This is a genomic window from Hydrocarboniphaga sp., from assembly GCF_028291725.1.
Classification (GTDB): Bacteria; Pseudomonadota; Gammaproteobacteria; order Nevskiales; family Nevskiaceae; genus Hydrocarboniphaga.
This window is the reverse complement of sequence record NZ_JAQGNT010000063.1, coordinates 25,749-45,502: the sequence shown is the minus strand read 5'-3', so window position 1 is coordinate 45,502 and position 19,754 is coordinate 25,749. Positions and strand designations below refer to the sequence as shown.

The following is a 19,754-nucleotide window of genomic DNA, read 5'->3' as shown; positions in this document are numbered from 1 at the left end:
TTCTCCTTGCTAATCAGATGGAGCCGAGGCGGCGGGCTTGGTTAGTGCGGAAATCCGCGCCGTAAAACTCGCGGGCACCGCAAACAGCGCAGGTGTATTGCGCGACCATCTGGGGCGCCACGGCGAGGCCAAATCGCCCAGAGGGCGCAAATCCAGAGAACTTGGACCGGGCGAAGATGTGTCCGGGTTTGCGCTTCCCGTCGCAATACAGCTCCAAACGGCGGAAAGAATCAGGCAGGCGCGGCAGTTGCGGATGAAGGGGTTTTTGCATGAACATTGGGAATATCTCCTTGAGGTTTTCAGGCGGTCCGAAGGTCGGTCCGCGTGCTTTTTTATATCCCCGGCTTGGATCGTCAGAGACGCGTTTCTGACCTAAATCTCCCCGTTTAAGATCGAGTGTCTTACCCATGCCGCAGCCAGCTATGGAGAATGAGCTGACAAACCTGGACCTGCTCTACCAAGCATGGAAAGCCGGACCGACAGAGCTGAGATTTGGAGCGCTGTTAGCTGCATTGATTGAATGCGCCAAACGCGACGCTCAATGCGAGTTCAACCTTTCCGAAGAGACAAGCGATGATATTGCGTCAAAGGTCCGCGAATGCGTAATAACGAAAATAAACGACGGGACCTATCAAGGGCGACGCCCCCTAAGCGAATTGACCAGAAAAGTCGTTAAGGGAAAAGTTGTTGAATTTCTAGAGGCGGCGAAGGAGGCGCGCCGAACTCAACAAAGTTCTCCGAAATCTGAGCCAGCCGCCAATGAGATTGGAACCCCGCACATGGTGGCCGAGGCTGCCATGTGGATTCGATGGAGAGACAAGCTGGACCAAGCGGGTAAATCCCTTTCGCGACACCCTAACGTTGCGCTAGTACTGGAAGCGAGATTGACGTACGCAGTATTGAGCCCTGCTTCGACTTGGGACTGGTTTGAAGAAACCAAGAGGGACTACGTCAAACATCAGACTGGCCTAACCTACGAGCAACAGCGCCAGGCAAAGGATGTGATTGAACGAAAGCTCCTAAAGCTTGCGATAGATGCTCCGGAGTATCGCGACATCTATCTCGCCCTTTTTCCTAACGGTGGTTCGGTCAGTGGACCTCGTGGAGATTAAGAATGACTATGAAAATTGAACCATCCGATTTCGCTCAAAAACCGAGCGCCTCATTTGCCAAGCGCTTTACTCGCTCTCAATTGTGGGCGTTCATCGTGTCGCTCAAAGTAGGAACTGGACCGCGACTGCTCGCTGATGAACTTGTGTTCGGTCATAGCGTCGATGCCACAAGGGTTTCTACCAGCTTGAAAATACCGCATTCCGAGACGATCTCGCTGATGCAAGAGCTCCTAGGACAACTCTTTCAGTGGCAACGGGGGGGGCGGGGTGATCGCCCGTGGTTAGTGGAGCCGCCTTACGAGATGTTGCTGTATTCAACCGACGAGTTCAAAGCGGCACTAATTGCCAACCTCGACGATTCTGACGTGGAACGCATCGACCGCGAGGCTATTCCGACATTTGCGTCCGACGACGACGAAGACCACCCGAAATTGGCATCCGTCATTCGCCCAAGACCGCGACTGATCGTCAAGCTGAGACAATTGGCGGAGTCGTCGTTTCGTTTGGCGGCGGCAGGTAACGCCACTAAAGACAAGACTGCGTCTGACCCGACTCGATCATGTCCTTCCAGCTTTGATAAGTTTCCGTGGGATTGCAGCTACGGGGATTGGTCCCTGACGTTCTTCACGGATCGCAAACAGATTCATGTTGCTGGCTTGCCGGAGAATGGCGTCACAGGACTGGAGGTACGCAACGAGTCGTACTCGCTAGTCTGGGTGCCAGAACTCAAGATGCACAAGATTCCTGGACTTACCCGGCGGGAACTTCAGCACGCGATCGATAGCCCGGAAGACGAGTCGGCGTTCAAGGTGTTGCCGGAGTCGGAGTAGTGGATGGTCACGTTCGAGGATCTGCTGGCGAATGACACCCTCCAGGAATGGTTGGAAGGGCACCGCCTCGGAATCGCTGCAAGTTTGCGCCTTGATGGCCATTGGGAACTCCCGATCGAGGGAGCTGTGGAGTTTATCGCGCAGTACCTCACTCCGATCCCGGACGATGGTTGGGATGACAACCGCTTGCTCAGGCTGCCGCTCCACACGCTGGAGCGGCTGCTCCACTTGGCCAAATTGCCGCCAAGCGACGATGTGCCGCTGCCGCCTGCAATTACCGGAAAGGCTGCCTGCCTTGCTCGCGTTATCGATCGCTTGACGGTATTGGATCCGGACAAGCCGGAGGCTGTCTGCCCAATAAGATTTGTGGAGCAGACTCAGTCGCTTGTGTTTCACAGCAACTGGGGTGCGGATCAGCTCGGCCGGCTTTTCGTTAGTCAGGCAGATCGGGTGTTCAGTATTTCAGCCGCCTCGTGGAAAGATCGAGATAGCGACTACCTGAGCGAATTCCGGATTCTGCGCTCGACGTGGATGAGTGGTCCGTCGACGCTGGACCGGCTACGAGCCGCCATCTTGCTGGGTGAGAAACTGATGTGGAAGCAGCAGCACAACTGGTGGGTCAAGCGCTTCAAATTTGGCCTTCTGGACCGGCTCGTTGCCTGGCCCCTGCTGGTTATGCGACATGACGGTGATGAACGTGGAAACGACGCCGCGCTGAGCCTGCCTCTCGGTGTAGACATTGAAATGCGGGAAGCTGGCGGCGTCATGGGGATTCGGGACATCTTGGGAGCCCCGCCGGCCGTGAGTCCCGACCGCTGGCGCGCGTCGTACTTGCGGATTCTTCGCGGTGCTGTCGGCACGTTCCGTCATGCCAGAGGAATCGGTGGCGCGTCGAGTATTGACCGGGTTGCGGCAGTCTTCGACTTTCGATTTGCCGACGAGCTCATAAGGCCTTTACTGTCCAAAATTTCTCTTGCCGACCGCAGCATGGAGGCATACCTTATTAGTGTCATCCTCAGCCGCTTGCTGGGGCAGGCCGTGTCGCCCTCCACATTGATTACGGGGGAGGTCAGCGAAGGTGCGGTCGTAAACGCTGAGTTGGTCTGGCCGGGCGGAGTTCCGCGCAAGCTTGATTATGTATTTTCTTCCGCTGTGGCTGATCGTGTCATCGTGCCTGCTAGCAACGATAACACCGTTGGCGACTTTCTTAATGGGGCTCGCAGCAGACAGACTGCTTCAGTGATCCACATTCGGGAACTGAGGCAAGTGTTGCAAGCTGCGATCGGCCTCACCGCAAGCCCACATCGCTTTGTCCGGTGCCCCGAACTTTCTTCGGCAGAAGAGCTGCCTCCGCCGTGTGGTTTGCTTGTGCAAACGCAGACGGAATCGGTCGAGCGCGCATTGGCGGAAAACGCCGGCATTTACGTCGATATTGCCGATCACGTATCCGCACTGGATCTGACTGCCAGCGAAGTTCATCTCGCCCTTCGCCAGCGCGAATCGGCTACCGGAAATCCGCTAACGTGGCTGTTCGTAAGAATCCACGAGGACGAGGATGACGACGCGCTGTGGGAGCTGATCGGCGAAGGAATCGGTGCGTCAGAAGCCGAGATCGATGGGCTGATTCGCGCCGGCTCACCGGTACGACTGGCCGAACGGCTCGTGGCAATGTTAGAGCTTCGAGGTCCGAGAGCTGCTCCTCAATATGTCGTCGTCGTTGGCGGGAGCGAACGATGGCGGATGTTGGAGCAGATCCCCGCCATTGCGGCGTCGATACATGGACTGAAGCCCGTTCTTCAGGAACTGGATCGTCTTGCCAAGAATTCGGTTGGAAGCGCGGTAGTATGCCGGTTCATTCTCGCTCCAATGAGACTCCGCGATCCCTTCGAGTCCGAAGGCCCGGCCAGCATTCCGGAGCCAGATTGGCTTGACCGGCTCAGAGTATTTCGATTTGGTTTTGATCAAGCCTGTGCGGCCTTTTTGTTGCAGGACTTGGAGTGGCGCGGGTTAACCCTGCGGAAGCATCTGGATTCGGCGGTGAATTGCGGCTGGCTCCGGAAGCTTCCCGATGGCGACTACATTGTCGCATCAGGGCGAGGCGCGCCAATCAATATTCGGGAGCCGCGTACCTTAGCACGCCATCATCACGCGGCCACACGAGCACTGGCATCTTTCCTCGCTTACAACGTTAGGCGTGTTGGTTTGAGTCGAGACGAGGCAAGCATGGTTGCGAACGTGCTGGAGGCGTCGTACCACCTGGGTGCGGCAATTCACTACGACGGCAAATGGTCCAATGCGTCGAACGAGGATCACAAGGAAACGCAACCACGAGAAGAGCAGTATCTTTTCATGCACAAATTCTCGCGGCGACGGAGCTTATCCACCTTGAGATGTTCGGCCCTGCTCAGCGACGCTCCCTTCGTTGTCATGCGGTGGGTCGAAGAGGAATCGCGTTGCCTAAAAAGCGAGGGCATCGCGCTGAACCCGTTGATCTGCGCATGGGACCAAAACTACGTACTGGCCGCTCTTAATCACAACATAGATGGAACCCGGGCCTTTGTGCAAGGCATACTCAAACGGATATTTCAACTATTCGAACATGCATTGAAGAACTGTGACGCAAGCCAGTTCTCCGAAAGCCACGACTGTTTGCTCAGTACGGTGGTAAGCCGGTTGGATGGGTTAGTGGCTCTGCTCAGAAAAGACAAAGTGTTGGTGAAAATGTGGAAGTCGCTCGTAGGGGATGCGGGTCCGCTCATTGAGTTCAAGAACGAGGTCAAGACTTCGGTTCAGAGCTGGTGCAATACGTTGTGCCTGTCCGACCTGAACCAGCAGGTTAAGAAAATTCTGTTGGCTGATACGGACCTGCAATTGGCTACTGCCCCGCTCGGAGAGTGGTGCGAACGTATCGCGCGCGACGAAGAAGATCCTGTGACCGCTGTGGAAATTCTGGCTCGGAGTGTTCTTGGAAATCCGCGGTGGATCACCGCTTGGCCATGGTTTTTCGGCGCTTTGCAGCAGGCCAATGCTCAGACGGAGCATTCGAATCAGCATAAGCAGATTAGACTGCGGGTTCTGGAGAAGGCAGCGCTGCTGCAACTAGAGCGCGACAATGTTCTGCGCCAAAGAGTCGCGGGACAAAGAGGGCACACCGACCCGAGCGTTGCGACGAACCTCAATCCGTTTGCTGAACTACGCCGCAACAATCCGGCAGAGCGCCGTAATCTTGGGTTGGACTACCTTGCAAACAACCTATCTTCCAAGAAAGTCCGTGCTCGTTTGGTGGTTCTCAATGGCTTCGATCTTCCTGATATTGCTATGCCTGCTTTTGCTCAGTTGTAGTCGATCAGCCGCTCCGCCTTGGCTCAAGCGAGTATCAACTCCACTCGCCGCCCCAACGCCGACAATGCGGCTTCGATCCGCGGCAGCTTGGTCGGATGGTGCGGGTCCAGGATGCGTCGTGCCTCTTTCTCATCCAGATGCATACGCCGCGCAAGCTCGGAATTGCTGATGCCGGCCTCACGCATGGCCAGGTACACAGCGGCTTTGAGTGCCATGGACGCCGGCACGCTCACCGCTCGCTCGCCGCGCCTGCTTACCGACGGCGTCGGAATATCGCCTCCGTCATCAATTCGGGCTGCGACGGCTTCTTCCAGGCAATCCGCCGCTTCGGTCAAGGCATCTTCGATGGACTCGCCCTGGGTGATCGCTTCTGGCAGGTCGCGGCAAGTCACCACATAGCCACCATCGTCTTTATCCGGCGTCAGCTTCACAGCGTAGGCGAATTGCCTCATAGATCGTCCTTCTTGATTCCGAGTTGCTTGCACATGGCGTGAAGGGTTCCGGTTTTCAGCTCGTCCTTCGGATCGCGCACGATGGTCATGCGCTCTCCGAAGTAGAGCGTTACATGGCTACCCTTGCCGCGTTTCTCATCCACCCGGCAGGGCAGACCCCGCGCGCGGGCGAGCGCTTGAACCTTGCGAATGAACTCAGCACCCTTCACGGGCGAAGTCTCGGACATTTATGTCCGACTTACAACTGGACGAGTATAGGCGCTAGGACCAAGCTGCGATTGACTGGCATCGCCAGTTGCCGAAGGCTTTCGGATAGCGATCCGGCACCGGCCGATCAGCGTGCCAGCGAAACAGCCGGCACGATGTCGGTGTGCCCGAAATCGTCGCCCTTGAACAGCAGGGGCAGGTTGCGCACTTTCGCCAGTGCATAGCTGAAAACGTCGCCGAAGTTCAGGCTGGCCGGGTGGCCGCTGTCCTTGCCGTAGGTAACGAAGGCGGCGTAGGCCGCCTCCACCTCCGCCGAGCCCGGCGCGGCCAGCTCGAAGAACGGCAAGCGCAGCAGGTCGTCCATCAGGACCACGGCCCGTTGTCCGCGCCGGCCATGGATCACCATCCTCGCTTCGACGACGGAAACGCTGCTGATCAGCGCCTTGCCGGCTTGCTGGATGCGCTGCGTGAAGGCGGCGCGTTCCGGTTCGGCGAAAGCAATTGCCACGATCGCCGACGTATCGACGGCGATCATCGCGGCAGGCCGTGCTCGTCCCAGTCCAGAGGATCGGCCGGCACGGCCAGATCAGGTATGCGATCCAGCTGGGCGAGCAGGCTTTGCATACGGCTGCCGCCGCTATCGGCCGCTTCGGTGTGCAAAAGCTGGTCGACGGCGCGTTCGACGGCCGCGGTTTTGCTCAGGCCGGTGGCCCGCGCCAGCCGCTCGATCTTGCCGATCACTGCCGGATTGGCGATTTGCATAGCCATGGGATGCTCTGGATGTTGATATGTACATGGCCAATGTACATTTCGATCCCAAGCTCGGCAAGACCGGATTCTTCAGCTGCCCAGTTTGGCGAGGACGGCGGCCAGGCGTCCGAGCATTGCGGGTTCCGGCAGCGGCAGCTTCAGGAAGGATTTGCCGGTTTGCGGGTCGGTGGCGATCCAGGGCGACGTAACGTCATCGCCGCGCCGTACGGCGGCTACGGATTCGAGCAGACTCAGCCCGGCATCCAGCAGCGCGCTGAAAGGATCGGCGGTCGCTGGCGGGGCCGGCGCGCCCACGCTTGCCTCGATCGACGCCGGGCCCGTCTCGAGCGATGACGATTCCGGCATCGCCACGGCGGCCGGCGCGAGTTTTGTTTCGGAAGCGGGCGTCGCGAGCGGCAGCCCGCTCTCTGCACCGTCCCCGGCCTCGTACGGAGTCTGATGCTCCGCCTCACCGATCGCGCCGGTCACGGCTTCGACGCTCTTCATGAACGAGGACAGGCGCGTGCCGTTGAGGAACACATCGGCGCCGCCGCCGTCGAGCACGCCGGCGAACAGCGATTTCTTGAACGCGAGCACCGACAGCATGCCCTCTTCGATGGTGCCCTGGGCGACGAAGTTGACCACCTGCACGCTGCGCGTCTGACCCAGCCGGTGCACACGGCCGATGCGTTGTTCCAGCACCGCCGGATTCCACGGCAGATCCATGTTGATGACGGTGGCCGCCGCGTGCTGCAGGTTGAGGCCGACGCCGCCGGCATCGGTGGACAGGAACACGCGGCATGCTGGATCGCCGATGAAGCGGTCCACCAGCGCACCGCGCTTCTCGCCCGGCACGCCGCCATGGAACAGCACATGCTCCCAGCCGCGCGTCTTGAGCCGCCGCGCGATCAGTTCGTGCGTGCGCAGCCACTGGCTGAAGATCACCGCCTTGGCGTCGGGCTGCTCCAGCAATTCCGCGAGTACGGTTTCCAGTTCGTCGACCTTGCTGCCGTGGTCGGTTACGCCGTCGAGCAGGTAGGTGCTGTTGCAGGACATGCGCATGTTCTGCAGCGAGCAGGTGAGGCGCCGCTGATCGGCATCCGAGAGATAACCGGTCTTGCGCCAGCGGCTGATGATGCGTGCGACGGTCTCGCCGTTCTCGTCGTGGTGAATGCGCTGCTGCGGCGTCATCGCCACGAACAGCGTGTTGTCGATGCGCGCCGGCAGTTGCTCCAGCACCTCGGCCTTGCGCCGCCGCAGCAGGATCGGTGCGAGCGTGGCGCCGATGCGGTCCAGCCCCTGGTAGCCGATCACGCGGCCGGCCTCATCGCGCCGCTGATGCTCGTGCAGCAGGCGCCAGGTCGGACCCAGCCGGTGGCGGTCGACGAACTGGACGATGGAGATCAGCTCTTCCAGCCGGTTCTCCAGCGGCGTGCCGGTCAGCACCACGGCGTAGGGGCTGTCGATGCGCTTGAGCGCAACCGCCGCGCGCGTGTTCCAGTTCTTGATGCGCTGTGCCTCGTCGGCGATCACCACGTCCGGCGCCCAGGCCTGAATCAGATCCAGATCGCGCGCCAGCGTGTCGTAGTTGGTGATCTTGCAGAAAGTCTCCTGGCGATACTGTAGCTCGCGCTGGGTACGCAGGCCCTGGATCACCTGCGCGTCGCGTCCGGCGAAGCGTGCGATCTCGCGCTGCCACTGGTGCTTGAGCGAGGTCGGGCAGACCACCAGCACGCGCGTGGCGCCGAAATGGCGCGCGAACAACTCGGCCGCGGCGATCGCCTGAATGGTCTTGCCCAGGCCCATTTCGTCGCCGAGTAGCGCGCGTCCGGCGCGGGCCGCGAACAGCGCGCCTTCGGCCTGGTAGGGATAGAGCGGCACTTTCAGCAGGTTTTTCAGCGCGGCGCTGCGCGCGCCTTTCGGGTAGGCCTCGTCGAGGGCACGCCGCCGCCAGCGCGAATCCCGCGCCTGCGCGACGAAGGCCAGTGCATCGTCGTGGCAGCGCACCTCAAGGCCGGCTTTGGCGGCCGCGCCGAGGAAGGCTTCGAGTTCGTCGAAGCGCTCCGGCTGCAGGCGCCCATCGCTACCGAACAGATGCGCTGCCTGTTCGGCGACAGCCTTGGGCGCTGCTGTGCCGGTGCGGAAGCGCAGGCTGCGCTGGCCCGAGTAGTCCAGATACAGCTCGGCGTGAGGGGTCGAGTAAGCGCGCTTGAGCGCGGCCTTGCCGCCGCGCCCGGCCTCGATGCGTGCGAGCACGAATTCGACGTGCTTGCAGCTGCCCAGATCGTTGGTCGCGAAATCCGCACAGGAGCAAAAGTTCTGCCCGGACGCGGTACCGCGGATCGCCACGCGGTAGCTGCCGCCACTGCCCGGATTGCTGACCGCGTACTCCGAGAATACCCGCTCGCTGCCGATGTTCTTCAGGCCGAAGCTCTGTTCGCGGCCGAACTGGCGGCGCAGGGCGCGCTGCCAATCCTCCACCGCCAGCTCTGCCGGCTGCCGCTGGCGCGATAGCCGCGGCTCGGCCGGCTTGCCTTTCCGCTTGCGCGTTGCATGGCTCTTTTTCGACTTCGGCGATGAAGTGGACATATCGGTTTTGGGGCGGTTTCCGGCGGGCTCGGTGCAGACTTTAGCAGCGCCAACGGCGAGCTAGGCGGGCCTCGCCGCGAGCGGGCGATGAGGACGGGTTAGAATGGCGCAATTCTGGAAGAAGAACGGCATATGACCTGGGAAGCGGTGATCGGGCTGGAAGTGCACTGTCAGCTGCTGACGAAGTCGAAAATTTTTTCCGGCGCGGCGACCGCGTATGGCGCCGAGCCGAACACCCAGGCCGACGCGGTCACGCTCGGTTTTCCGGGTGTTTTGCCGGTGCTTAACGGTGACGCGCTGCGCATGGCGATCAAGTTCGGTCTCGCGATCGGCGCGAAGATCACGGGCCGCAGCGTGTTCAATCGCAAGCACTACTTTTATCCGGATCTGCCGAAGGGCTACCAGATCACGCAGTTCGAACTGCCGATTGTCGATGGCGGCAAACTCGACATCGAGCTGGCCGATGGCGTCACCAAGAGCATCGGCATCACGCGCGCGCACATGGAAGAAGACGCCGGTAAATCGCTGCACGAGAACTTTGCAGGCGTCACCGGCATCGATCTGAATCGTGCCGGCACGCCGCTGATCGAAATCGTCTCCGAGCCGGAAATCCGTTCGGCTGCGGAGGCGGTTGCGTATCTGAAGAAGCTGCATCAGCTGGTCGTGTATCTCGGCATCAGCGACGGCAACATGCAGGAAGGCTCGTTCCGCTGCGACGCCAATGTGTCGGTGCGCAAACGCGGCACTTCAGAATTCGGCACGCGCACCGAGACCAAGAACGTCAACTCGTTCCGTTACGTGGAGAAGGCGATCGAGTACGAGATCGAGCGCCAGATCGGCGTGATCGAAGCCGGCGGCACGATCCATCAGGAAACCCGTCTGTTCAATCCGGACACCGGCGAAACGCGTTCGATGCGCAGCAAGGAAAACGCGAACGACTACCGCTATTTTCCCGATCCGGACTTGTTGCCGGTCGTGGTCACGCTCGAGGACATCGAAGCGATCCGTTTGAGCCTACCCGAGTTGCCGGAAGCCAAGCGCAACCGCTTCATGCAGCAGTACGCGCTGGCCAGGTACGACGCCAGCGTGCTGACTGCCGAAGCCGCGCTCGCCGATTACTACGAGACCGTGGTGAAGACTTCGGGCGGCGATCCAAAGATCTGCGCGAACTGGGTCATCGGCGATCTGTTGGGCCTGCTGAACAAGCAGAACCTGGAAATCGAGAATTCTCCGGTTTCGGCGGCCGATCTGGCCGGCCTGATCGCGCGCATCGCCGACAAGACCATCTCCGGCAAGATCGCCAAAGAGGTGTTCGAAGCGATGTTCGCGGGTGAGGGCAGTGCCGACGCGATCATCAAGGCCAAGGGCCTGGTGCAGATCACCGACGAGTCGGCGATTGCGAGTGCGATCGACGAGATCATCGCTCGCAATCCGGGCCAGCTGGCCGAATATCGCGCCGGCAAGGACAAGCTGTTCGGTTTCTTCGTCGGTCAGGCGATGAAGGCGACACAGGGCAAGGCCAACCCGGAAGCGCTGAACCGCCTGCTGAAGGACAAGCTCGCCGGTTGAGGTCTATGCGGACTTCAGCGCGGACAGGGCCGCTTCTGCAGAAGCGGCCCTGTCCGCTATTGCTTTAGGCATATGCCTGAATCAGGGACGCCGGTGTCCGCAGACCCAGCGGCTTGACTTCGACGCGGCCAAAGCCGGCTGCGGCCAGCAGTTCGCGCATCTGCACGGCTTCGTAGGACTTGCCGCCGACGTTGAAGAAGTTCAGTGAAACCAGCGCAAAGATCTTGTCGCGCTGGCCGCTGATGCCGACGAACTGATCGACACACAGCAGGGAGCCACCCGGTTTCAGGGCGGACTTGCAACGCTTGAACAGGTCCAGGTTCTGCGCAACGTCGAACAGATGGACCATATTGACCAGCAGGATCGCGTCCCAGCCCGTTCCGAAGTCATCGCTGAGGCAGTTGCCGATCTGCAGGTCCAGGCCTTCGGGGTTGCCCTCGACATCCATGATTTCCTTCGCCGTCGCGACAGGGCCGGCGAGATCAAGTACGGTAGCCTTGAGGTTTGGGAATTTACGCACGAAAGTGCGCGAATATTCGCCGTGCGCTCCGCCGATATCGAGTAGCCGTGTTGCGCTCTTGGGGATGTCGACGCGCTTCATCAGATCGGGAATGATCAGCCGCGCTGCTTCGCGCATCGCACGCGTATACGTTTCCTGCTGTGGCGTCGGGTGCGACGCGTCCATCGCATGGAAGTCCATTGCGGGTCGGCCGGACTTCAGGTTTTCGCCTAGACCTTCCAGCCGATGGTAGGTGTACATCTGCAGGCGCAACATATAGTGGAGACTGTGCTTGGGATCGAGGAACCACTTTTTCACCCAGCGACCATTGCGATAGCGGCCATCTTTCTTCTTCAGATAGCCGACGCCGACCAGGGCATCGAGCAGCACTTTGGCGCCTTCTTCGGAGAAGTCATGGGCCTTGGCGAGTTCGGAGACGGTGAGCCCAGCTTCATGTTTGCCGAGTGTCACGAAAACGCCAGCACGATTTGCTTCCATCAGCGCGCGGGCCTTGACGACTTGGGCCTGGGCGTCTAGCAGCGGCACGGGGACGACATTGAGCTTTTTCAGAATGTCGATGACAAAATCCACTGGTTATTCCTTTCCGGTTGAACGTTATGATGAGAGCCGACTCCGCCACGCAAGAACCGGCCCAAAAAGGGGCGCCATGGCGTAAGTCTTGCGATCATGCCTGCATCTTTTTGGGACTGCACGCACCACTGTGACAACAAATTCAGTTACCGCTAAGCAGAAGCTGCCTCCCGGACCCTCTGGGCACTTCCTTTTGGGCAATATTCTGGACTTCGGCCGTGATTTGAACGGCTTCCTCAGCGCTTGCGCCCGAAAGTATGGTCCGGTAACCCGCCTCAGAATGGTGCACCGCCGGGCTTTCCTGTTGAGTGACGCCAAGCTCAACGAGTACCTGCTGCTCGGTAATTACAAGAACTTCATCAAGCACCAGCTGTTTTTCCGGCGCACCCGGGCGGTGTTTGGCCTGGGTCTGTTGTCAGCTGACGGCGATTTCTGGCGCAAGCAGCGCCGGCTGGCGGCTCCGGCGTTCGCGCGGGATCGCATCGCCGGGTACGGCCGCATCATGTCGGAGTACGCGCGCGAACTGGTCGGGGAGTGGAAAGACGGCGAAACTCGCGACATGTACACCGATATGCGCTCGGTTGCAGCGAAGATTGTGGCGCGCAGCCTATTCGACGAGAATGTGGCCGGGGACGTGCAACTGGTCGAGGAGGCGATGACCGATTTGCTCGAGGCGGTGACGGTGCGCATGCTCAATCCATTCGTTGCACCGGATTGGCTGCCGACGCCGAGCGTGCTGCGTTATCGCCGCGCAGTGCGGCGGATTGACGACCTGATCCATCGCTTCATCGCCGAACATCGCCGGAATCTCGATCAGCGCACTACCTTGCTGGCGATGTTGATGCAGGCTCGCGACGATCAGAACCAGCCGATGAGCGAGCAGCAGTTGCGTGACGAGTCGGTGACGCTGTTCATCGCCGGGCACGACACCACCGCGACTGCACTGTCATGGACGCTTTATCTGCTGACGCAGCACCCGGAGTGGCAGAAGCAGCTGCAGGCCGTCGTCGACGACAAGCTCAAGGGCCGCGCACCCCAGGTTTCGGACATGGCGGCGCTGGCGCCGATCGAATGGACGTTTAAAGAGAGCCTGCGTTTGTATCCGTCGGTATCCCTGGTGGCCCGCCAGTCGCTGGAAGACTGCGAGATCGGCGGTTATCAAATCCCGGGAGGATCACTACTTTATGTGTCGCCAGCGGCGATGCACAGTGATCCCCAGTATTTCGAGCATCCCGAGCGCTTCATGCCGGAGCGCTGGGGTACCGATCTGGAAGCCCGTCTGCCGCGCTGCGTCTATATGCCCTTCAGCGGCGGCCCGCGAACTTGCATTGGCGATCGCTTCGCAATGATGGAGGGTGTGCTGCTCCTGGCAAATTTCTTGCAATTTTTTGCATTTGAATATGCCGGAACGTCACACCCGCAGCCGTTTGCCTCTATCACCTTGATTCCTAAGGGGGGAGTACCCGTTAAGCTGAGGCAACGGGATGTCGATCACTCTGTTTCTAATCCTTCGATCGTGGAGGCGGCGCGGTTAACGGCCGGATCGGAGAGTTGATGTCGTTCGGTTGGTGACGGAAAAGCATTTAAATCTAATACCCGGGAGCTTTAGACCATGTTTGATGAAGTTGAAGAACAGCTGCGCCAGATTCTTGCCGACAACATGAAGATCGACAAGAACCTGGTCCAGAAAGGTTCACAGCTCGAAGATTGGGGTGGGGACTCGCTGCAATTCCTCGAAACCGTATTCGAAATCGAAACCCATTTCGGTATCTCCTTCCCGGACATGCAGAACGAGAAGATTTCCGACTTCGATGGCCTGGTGCGCATCGTCAAGACTGCTATTGAGGCCTCCAAAAATGGAACGGCATAGAGTCGTAGTGACCGGGCTTGGGATCGTCTCCCCGCTCGGTGTCGGCAAGACCAATTTCTGGGATGGCGTGGTCAATGGCCGCTCGGGCGTCAGCGAGATCAACCTGTTCGATGCCACTCCGTTCCGGACGCGCATCGGCGGCCAGTGCAAGACCTTCGATCCGACGACGCTGACCTATCCGGATGCCAGCCGCCTGGATCGCGTCTGCCAGATGGCGCTTGCCGCCTCGGCCGAAGCGGTGGCCGACAGTGGCATCGCCGACGCCGGTGAATCCGACGAGGACATGACCGGCGTCATCATGGGCACCGGCATCGGCGGCATCACGACCATCGATCAGCAGCAGAAATCGCTGCACACCAAGGGGCCGCGTTTTGTCAGCCCGCTGACGGTGCCGCTGTCGATGTTCAATGCCGCGGCCGGCCATATCTGCATCCAGCACCGCTTCCGCGGGCCGAGTTCGACGATCTCCACGGCGTGCTCGTCCGGCTCCAATGCGATCGGCGAAGCCATGCGGCTGATTCAGCACGGCTACGCGACGACGATGCTCGCCGGCGGTACCGAGGCGCCGCTGTCCTACGGCATCTTCAGCGGCTGGAACGCGCTGCGTGTGATGTCGACGCGCAACGAGGCTCCCGACACCGCGGTGCGTCCGTTTGCGCGCGACCGTGACGGGCTGGTGCTGGCCGAAGGCGCAGCGGTTGTCGTGCTCGAAGAATACGAGCACGCCAAGGCGCGGGGCGCGCGCATCTACTGCGAGCTGGTCGGCTACGGCTACAACAACGACGGCTTTCATTCGACGCGTCCGAGCGTGGACGGCCAGGCCAAGGCGATCAAGAAGGCGCTCGACGACGCGCATTTGAACACCGACCAGGTCGACTACATCAACGCCCACGGCACGGCGACATCGGCCAACGACGCAACCGAGACTCAGGCTGTGAAGCAGGTCATGGGCGACCTGGCTTACAAGGTGCCGATGAGTTCGATCAAGTCGATGCTGGGGCACTCGATGGGTGCTTCCGGTGCGCTGGAGTTCGTTGCGTCCTGCCTGTCGATCCGCGATCGCGTGGTTCCGCCGACGATCAACTATCACGACAAGGACCCGGCCTGCGATCTCGATTACGTGCCGAACGAAGCCCGCGACGCCAAGGTCTCGACGATTCTGTCGAACACTTTCGGTTTCGGCGGCTGCAACGCGATTCTCGCGCTGCGCACGTTAGACGGGCACTGATCGCCAGCACTGGCGAGGGGCAGATTCAATCTCTAGGGAAAGCGGCGGCCGAAGGGCCGCCGCTGGGAGCTTTCTGTTGATGAAAAACGTATACATCACCGATGTCGGCGCCTTTATGCCGAATGAGCCGATCACCAACGAACAGGTGGAAGCGGTTCTGGGCAAGATCGACAACCAGCCCAACCGTGTGAAGTTGTTCGTGCTGCAGAACAACGGCATCAAGCAGCGTTACTACGCGCTCGACCCGGCCACGGGCGTGCGCACGCATACCAACGCGCAGCTCACCGCCGAAGCGGTGCGCGATGTATGCACGCGCCTGGGTATGCCGGTGACCGATGTGCAGGGCCTGGCCTGTGGTTCCGCTTCGCCCGACCAGCTGATGCCTTCGCACTCGAACATGGTCGCCGGCGAACTGGCGATGGCACCGGCCGAAATCCTGTCGACCTCGGGTGTTTGCGCCTCGGGCATGACGGCGATGAAGTACGGCTGGATGTGCGTGGCGATGGGCCTGCGCGACAACTTCGTCGCCACCGGCTCGGAGCGCGCCTCGGCCTTCATGATGAAGAAGATCTTCACCGGCATGACCCAGGACCTGAATCCGGGCCAGGCCGCGCCGATGGTCAGCTTCGAGAAGGAATTCCTGCGCTGGATGCTGTCCGATGGCGCCGGTGCTGTGATGATGGAAAGCGAGCCGCGCTCGGACCGCCTGAGCCTGCGCATCGACGCGCTCGACGTGATGTGCTGGTCCGGCGAGACGCCGGTGTGCATGTACAACGGCATGAACAAGCAGAAGGACGGCAGCTTCGCGCTGTGGACGGACGAGGCGGACGTGTTCGATGTGTTCCGCAAGGGCTACCTGATGCTGCAGCAGGACGTGCGCGCGCTCGAGGCGCATATGGTCCGTGTCGGTGTCGAAGGCTTGAAGATCGCGCGTGACAAGCACGGCGTCAACTTCGACGAGATCGACTGGTTCCTGCCGCATCTGTCGTCGATGTACTTCAAGGGCCGCCTCGACGAGGGCATGCGCGCCGCCGGCATCAACGTGCCCGACGAGAAGTGGTTCACCAACCTGAGCTACAAGGGCAACGTCGGTTCGGCGTCGATCTACATCATCCTCGAAGAACTGCTGCATTCCGGCAAGCTTCAGCGCGGCCAGAAGATCTTCTGCGCGGTTCCCGAAAGCGGCCGCTTCACGGTTGCCGGCATGGCGCTGACCGTCGTCTGAGTTCTCTCGGCGAAAAGCAGAATGGCCGCGGCTCGAAAGGGCCGCGGCCATTTTTGTAGGGCGGGTCATGACCCGCCGGCTTTTGATTTGCATGGCCCGAAAAAAGCGGCGGGTCGCGACCCGCCCTACAGGTAGTGATAGCGCCGCAGGCTGTCGCCAGCGATCGCCTCCACTTCCTCGAAGCCGCTGTAGCGGTTGGTATGCGACACCTTGCCGACCTGCGACAGCCGCTCGTTCAGCGCCTGGTTGTTGGCGCCCGGCGGCGGCAACTCGCAAAACTCCATCAACTCGTTGACCCGCTGTGACGGCGACTCGCACAGATCCTCGTAGCGGATCTCGTGGAAGTTGCGTAGTTGGCCGCGCACGCTGTCGATGTAGCGTACCGCGCTGTCCCAGATATGCGCGGTGGTGCGCAGATCACGCGGACCGTATTCCTTCATCCAGCCCTCGAGCCCCGGCACGCGCGGATATGGCACGAAGTGATCGGTCTTGAACACCGGGTGATCCACCGCGATGTCCTGCTGCACCTGCAGTTCGTAGAGCTTGATCAGCGAGTTCGCGACCATGCGGCCGTCACGCACCAGATGGATGAACTTCGCGTCCGGGAAAATATCCTGCAGCAGCAGCGGCTCGGTCAGCAGCGCCGGACATTTGGTCAGGAAGCGATCGCGGCCCTGATCAGCGAAGCAGTACAGCACGTGCCGGATCGTGTTCTGCACGAACTCGATCTCAGCGGCGCTGAAGTCGCTCGCGCGCCGCTGCGGCCACGTCAGCAGATGCGGGTCGAGCTTCAGCGCCGTGCCCCAGAAGCGCATCGCCTCGGCCGGCGCGCCGCCGTGTACCAGGATGCTGTCCTGCAGGTAGCGCTCGCCCTTGACGTCGAGCCCCAGCGCCGAGCGCATTTTGTGCGCCGCGTAGAACAGCTCGGGGTCCTGCACCAGATCCATGCCGTAATTGATGTAACCGATACGTTCGTGACGGGATAGCAGATCCTGCACCAAGGTCGAGCCGCAGCGCGGCGTGCCGAGGATGAAAATCGGCGCCTTGATCGGCGCACTGCGATCGATCTTCGACGGCAAAAAAGTCTTGCTCAGAAAGCGCGCGGACGCGGTGATGTGCCTGGGCGGATCCATCGCGACGTTGTGCTGCTTTTCCCACATGCGGGACAGCAGCAGTTTCGCGAGCCAGCTGGTGTACTGGGTTTCGATCTGCTTCTTGGTCGCGAGGCGGCCGCTGGTGGATGGAGCGGGTGTGTCGTTCATGCCCATTGGACTATATGGCGGGCTCTTGTGAGATGCCCCGGTTGCTGCAAGCTTAAGGCCAATCGCGCGCACAAGGTCCTTAGTATCTTCCACTGGGGTAAAATTCGTCATGGACTCAAGCAATCTCCTGCTTCCCTTCACGTTCGACAACCAGGTCGCGCACGGCGCCATCGTGCAGATCCAGCTGGGCGTATCGGACTTCCTCGCGCATCGTCCGTATTCGGCCGATCTGAGCCGCCTACTCGGCGAGGCGATCGCCGCGATGCCGCTGATGGCGACGCATCTGAGCTTCGAAGGCCGCATCAACCTGCAGTTCCAGGCCGACCCCGGGCAGCAGGACGGCATGAAGCTGCTGGTCGCGCAGATCGACCACCATCTGAACGTGCGCGCGATGGCCAAGGCCCCGGCGGAATTGTCCGGCAGCTTCACTCACCTGCTCAGCGGCGGCCTGCTCGCATTGACGCTGGAGCCGAGCAACGAGGCCGTGCCGTCGAGCCAGGCGGTGGTCGCGGTGCGCGGCGCATCGCTGGCCGAGGCGCTCGAAGGCTATTTCGAGCAGTCCGAGCAGCTACCCACGCTGATTCGCCTGGCGGTGCGCGGCGAACATCTGGCCGCTTTCATGCTGCAGCGCCTGCCGCTGCAGAGCGCGCGCGGCGGCCTGGCCGATTGGGAGCATCTGCACACGCTGGCCGCGACCCTGCAGCACGACGAGCTGCTCGATACCGAGCCCTATACGGTGCTTCACCGCCTGTTTCACCAGGAAGAGATACGGACGTTCGAGCCGCGGACTATCCAGGTCGCTTGTCGTTGCAGCCGCGCCAGTATTTCACTGATGCTGCTGTCGCTCGGCCGTGAAGAAGTCGACGGCATTCTGGACGAGCAGCAGCGCGTATCGGTGACCTGCGAATTCTGCGGTCGCGAGCATGTGTTCACGCGGCACGAGGCGCACGAGCTGTTCCGCGCCGCGGAGATCGCCGAGCCCCAGGGTGATTCACGGCATTGAGCCGGACTGTTGGGGTTCGCTGCGCTCACCCCAACCTACAATCGCTGGTAGGTTGGGGTGAGCGCAGCGAACCCCAACATCGCCAATCAACTTACAGCTCGAACTCGCAGTCTTCCGGCTCGCAGAAATCGCGGTAATCGCAGGTGAGCTCGGCCCCGGCCGGCAGATCGCGTGCGGCGACATACTGGCCCTGGTCCTCGTCCCACAAGGTGCTCGGCTCGTCGGCGTGATTCATGAAGCGCGCATCGTCGGCGCAGTAGTACATCGCGCCGCTCAGACGCTGTGTGCCGCGGCCACGATAGGAATATTTCAGTACCGCCTGCTGCATCGCCTCGGGCAGCTCGCACAGCTCGGTTTCGGAGATGATCATCACGAAGCGCCAGTCGTAGCGGTAGATCGCCTGGCCGGTCTGCAAGGCTGCAGCGCAAAAAAGTCCCAGGCCCTCGATCGCGCTGCGATCGACGTAATGCGGCACCAGGATCATGCGTTCGCGGGCCGGGCGGCCAGCGCGCGAACGATGAACGGCATCACGCCGACATGGTCCAGCAGATAGCGCTGATCGTCCGGCGGCAGGCGGTCGAAGTCCTCGACCCGACCACGGCATCGGGCCGTCTTGCATCCGCATTCCATCGTCCACGCATTGTCTTCGAGCATGGTCGAGGAATAGTCGAAGCAGATCTCCTCGCCCGCGGCGATGTCGCGCACCGCCACCAGCTTCAAGTCCGGCGTGATGCCGCCATTCGGGTCGCAGGAATGATTGCAGTAGACGAAAGGCGCTTCGACGAGCATGTACCGGTCCAGATCGATCTGCAGCGGATAACCCGGGCGAAAGCCGATCAGGTCGAGCTCGGCGCCGCTGTGAACCGGGCCGTCAATGCCGATGATCTGTTCGCCGCGCCCGTAGGCGCGGTCGGCGAACACGCCGGTGCCCGCAAGGCCCGGTGCCACATAAACTGCCATGCCCAATTCCTGAACCAAGAAGACTCCATGTATAGCACCGAGGCCGCCGCTTTTGCAGTGCCGATCGTGGTCGGTGCGAAGACCTACGCGCGCCGCTGCGGCTGCCGGATGGCCCGGGCGGCAAGAAGCTGGCGGAATATCGAGGTATCCCGAACGTCCATGATCCGGCGAGCGCCAAGACTTACAATGCGCGCCATCGATCCCGACCCGCGGCCGACGGATGCAGTCAAGACGCTGCCTCCGCCGGCCGCCGCTTAGTTGAATT

The 19,754-nt window shown here is 61.0% G+C and carries 19 protein-coding genes; 9 read left to right on the top strand and 10 right to left on the bottom strand.

From position 1 onward, the window contains the following. Positions 1-13 precede the first annotated feature (13 nt). On the bottom strand, positions 14-409 hold the full coding sequence (locus JWQ90_RS17305) for a hypothetical protein (RefSeq protein ID WP_299696245.1): 396 nt from the start codon (positions 407-409) through the stop codon (positions 14-16). Between JWQ90_RS17305 and JWQ90_RS17300 the strand changes: the two genes are divergently transcribed. The 3 genes from JWQ90_RS17300 to JWQ90_RS17290 are packed head-to-tail and all read left to right on the top strand — an operon-like array spanning position 408 to position 5,284. Further along, positions 408-1,112, top strand: a complete 705-nt coding sequence (locus JWQ90_RS17300) for a hypothetical protein (protein WP_299696244.1) — start codon at positions 408-410, stop codon at positions 1,110-1,112. The genes JWQ90_RS17305 and JWQ90_RS17300 overlap by 2 nt on opposite strands. A gap of 2 nt (positions 1,113-1,114) precedes the next feature. Further along, positions 1,115-1,942, top strand: coding sequence for a hypothetical protein (locus tag JWQ90_RS17295; protein WP_299696243.1), 828 nt, complete (start codon positions 1,115-1,117; stop codon positions 1,940-1,942). Between the two features lie 3 nt (positions 1,943-1,945). Beyond that, complete coding sequence (locus tag JWQ90_RS17290) at positions 1,946-5,284, top strand: hypothetical protein (protein WP_299696242.1); 3,339 nt, start codon at positions 1,946-1,948, stop codon at positions 5,282-5,284. A 23-nt stretch (positions 5,285-5,307) separates the two neighbouring features. On the opposite strand, the gene JWQ90_RS17285 is transcribed toward JWQ90_RS17290, so the two are convergent. The 5 genes from JWQ90_RS17285 to JWQ90_RS17265 all read right to left on the bottom strand — a co-directional run bounded on the left by JWQ90_RS17285 (position 5,308) and on the right by JWQ90_RS17265 (position 9,282). Further along, positions 5,308-5,736, bottom strand: coding sequence for a type II toxin-antitoxin system HicB family antitoxin (locus tag JWQ90_RS17285; RefSeq protein ID WP_299696241.1), 429 nt, complete (start codon positions 5,734-5,736; stop codon positions 5,308-5,310). Beyond that, entirely contained in the window at positions 5,733-5,963 is a 231-nt protein-coding gene (locus JWQ90_RS17280; RefSeq protein ID WP_299696240.1) for a type II toxin-antitoxin system HicA family toxin, read from the bottom strand. Before JWQ90_RS17280 ends, JWQ90_RS17285 begins: the two co-directional genes overlap by 4 nt. Positions 5,964-6,070: 107 nt before the next feature. Further along, positions 6,071-6,478: a type II toxin-antitoxin system VapC family toxin gene (locus tag JWQ90_RS17275; protein WP_299696239.1), complete on the bottom strand. Its 408-nt coding sequence runs from the start codon at positions 6,476-6,478 to the stop codon at positions 6,071-6,073. Next, positions 6,475-6,711 carry a type II toxin-antitoxin system VapB family antitoxin gene (locus JWQ90_RS17270; RefSeq protein WP_299696238.1) on the bottom strand — a complete coding sequence of 79 codons (237 nt, stop codon included), beginning with the start codon at positions 6,709-6,711 and terminating at the stop codon, positions 6,475-6,477. The genes JWQ90_RS17275 and JWQ90_RS17270 overlap by 4 nt, the downstream gene beginning before the upstream one ends. A 72-nt stretch (positions 6,712-6,783) precedes the next feature. Further along, positions 6,784-9,282, bottom strand: coding sequence for a DEAD/DEAH box helicase (locus JWQ90_RS17265; RefSeq protein ID WP_299696237.1), 2,499 nt, complete (start codon positions 9,280-9,282; stop codon positions 6,784-6,786). Between the two features lie 132 nt (positions 9,283-9,414). Here JWQ90_RS17265 and gatB point away from each other — a divergent pair, with 132 nt between their 5' ends. Next, complete coding sequence (gatB, locus tag JWQ90_RS17260; RefSeq protein WP_299696236.1) at positions 9,415-10,851, top strand: Asp-tRNA(Asn)/Glu-tRNA(Gln) amidotransferase subunit GatB; 1,437 nt, start codon at positions 9,415-9,417, stop codon at positions 10,849-10,851. 64 nt (positions 10,852-10,915) lie between these two features. On the opposite strand, the gene JWQ90_RS17255 is transcribed toward gatB, so the two are convergent. Beyond that, entirely contained in the window at positions 10,916-11,941 is a 1,026-nt protein-coding gene (locus tag JWQ90_RS17255) for a methyltransferase (RefSeq protein WP_299696235.1), read from the bottom strand. Between the two features lie 130 nt (positions 11,942-12,071). Between JWQ90_RS17255 and JWQ90_RS17250 the strand changes: the two genes are divergently transcribed. From JWQ90_RS17250 to JWQ90_RS17235, 4 genes are all read left to right on the top strand, one after another. Beyond that, positions 12,072-13,496, top strand: a complete 1,425-nt coding sequence (locus JWQ90_RS17250; protein ID WP_299696371.1) for a cytochrome P450 — start codon at positions 12,072-12,074, stop codon at positions 13,494-13,496. 57 nt (positions 13,497-13,553) lie between these two features. Continuing rightward, complete coding sequence (locus JWQ90_RS17245; protein WP_299696234.1) at positions 13,554-13,811, top strand: acyl carrier protein; 258 nt, start codon at positions 13,554-13,556, stop codon at positions 13,809-13,811. A 7-nt stretch (positions 13,812-13,818) separates the two neighbouring features. Continuing rightward, complete coding sequence (gene fabF / locus JWQ90_RS17240) at positions 13,819-15,039, top strand: beta-ketoacyl-ACP synthase II (RefSeq protein WP_299696233.1); 1,221 nt, start codon at positions 13,819-13,821, stop codon at positions 15,037-15,039. Between the two features lie 79 nt (positions 15,040-15,118). Then, positions 15,119-16,264 (top strand): beta-ketoacyl-ACP synthase III, encoded by a 1,146-nt coding sequence (locus tag JWQ90_RS17235; RefSeq protein WP_299696232.1) that lies wholly within the window; start codon positions 15,119-15,121, stop codon positions 16,262-16,264. Positions 16,265-16,389: 125 nt separating this feature from the next. Here JWQ90_RS17235 and JWQ90_RS17230 read toward each other — a convergent pair whose 3' ends face one another. Beyond that, entirely contained in the window at positions 16,390-17,526 is a 1,137-nt protein-coding gene (locus tag JWQ90_RS17230; protein ID WP_299696231.1) for a sulfotransferase, read from the bottom strand. A gap of 109 nt (positions 17,527-17,635) precedes the next feature. Between JWQ90_RS17230 and JWQ90_RS17225 the strand changes: the two genes are divergently transcribed. Next, the gene (locus tag JWQ90_RS17225) at positions 17,636-18,529 is read left to right on the top strand and encodes an Hsp33 family molecular chaperone HslO (protein ID WP_299696230.1); all 894 of its coding nucleotides are present in this window, start codon (positions 17,636-17,638) and stop codon (positions 18,527-18,529) included. A 91-nt stretch (positions 18,530-18,620) separates the two neighbouring features. Here JWQ90_RS17225 and JWQ90_RS17220 read toward each other — a convergent pair whose 3' ends face one another. After that, a complete protein-coding gene (locus tag JWQ90_RS17220; RefSeq protein ID WP_299696229.1) occupies positions 18,621-19,013 on the bottom strand; it encodes an SET domain-containing protein in 393 nt (130 codons plus the stop codon). Beyond that, a complete protein-coding gene (locus tag JWQ90_RS17215) occupies positions 19,010-19,489 on the bottom strand; it encodes an SET domain-containing protein-lysine N-methyltransferase (protein ID WP_299696228.1) in 480 nt (159 codons plus the stop codon). The genes JWQ90_RS17220 and JWQ90_RS17215 overlap by 4 nt, the downstream gene beginning before the upstream one ends. Positions 19,490-19,754: the final 265 nt, after the last annotated feature.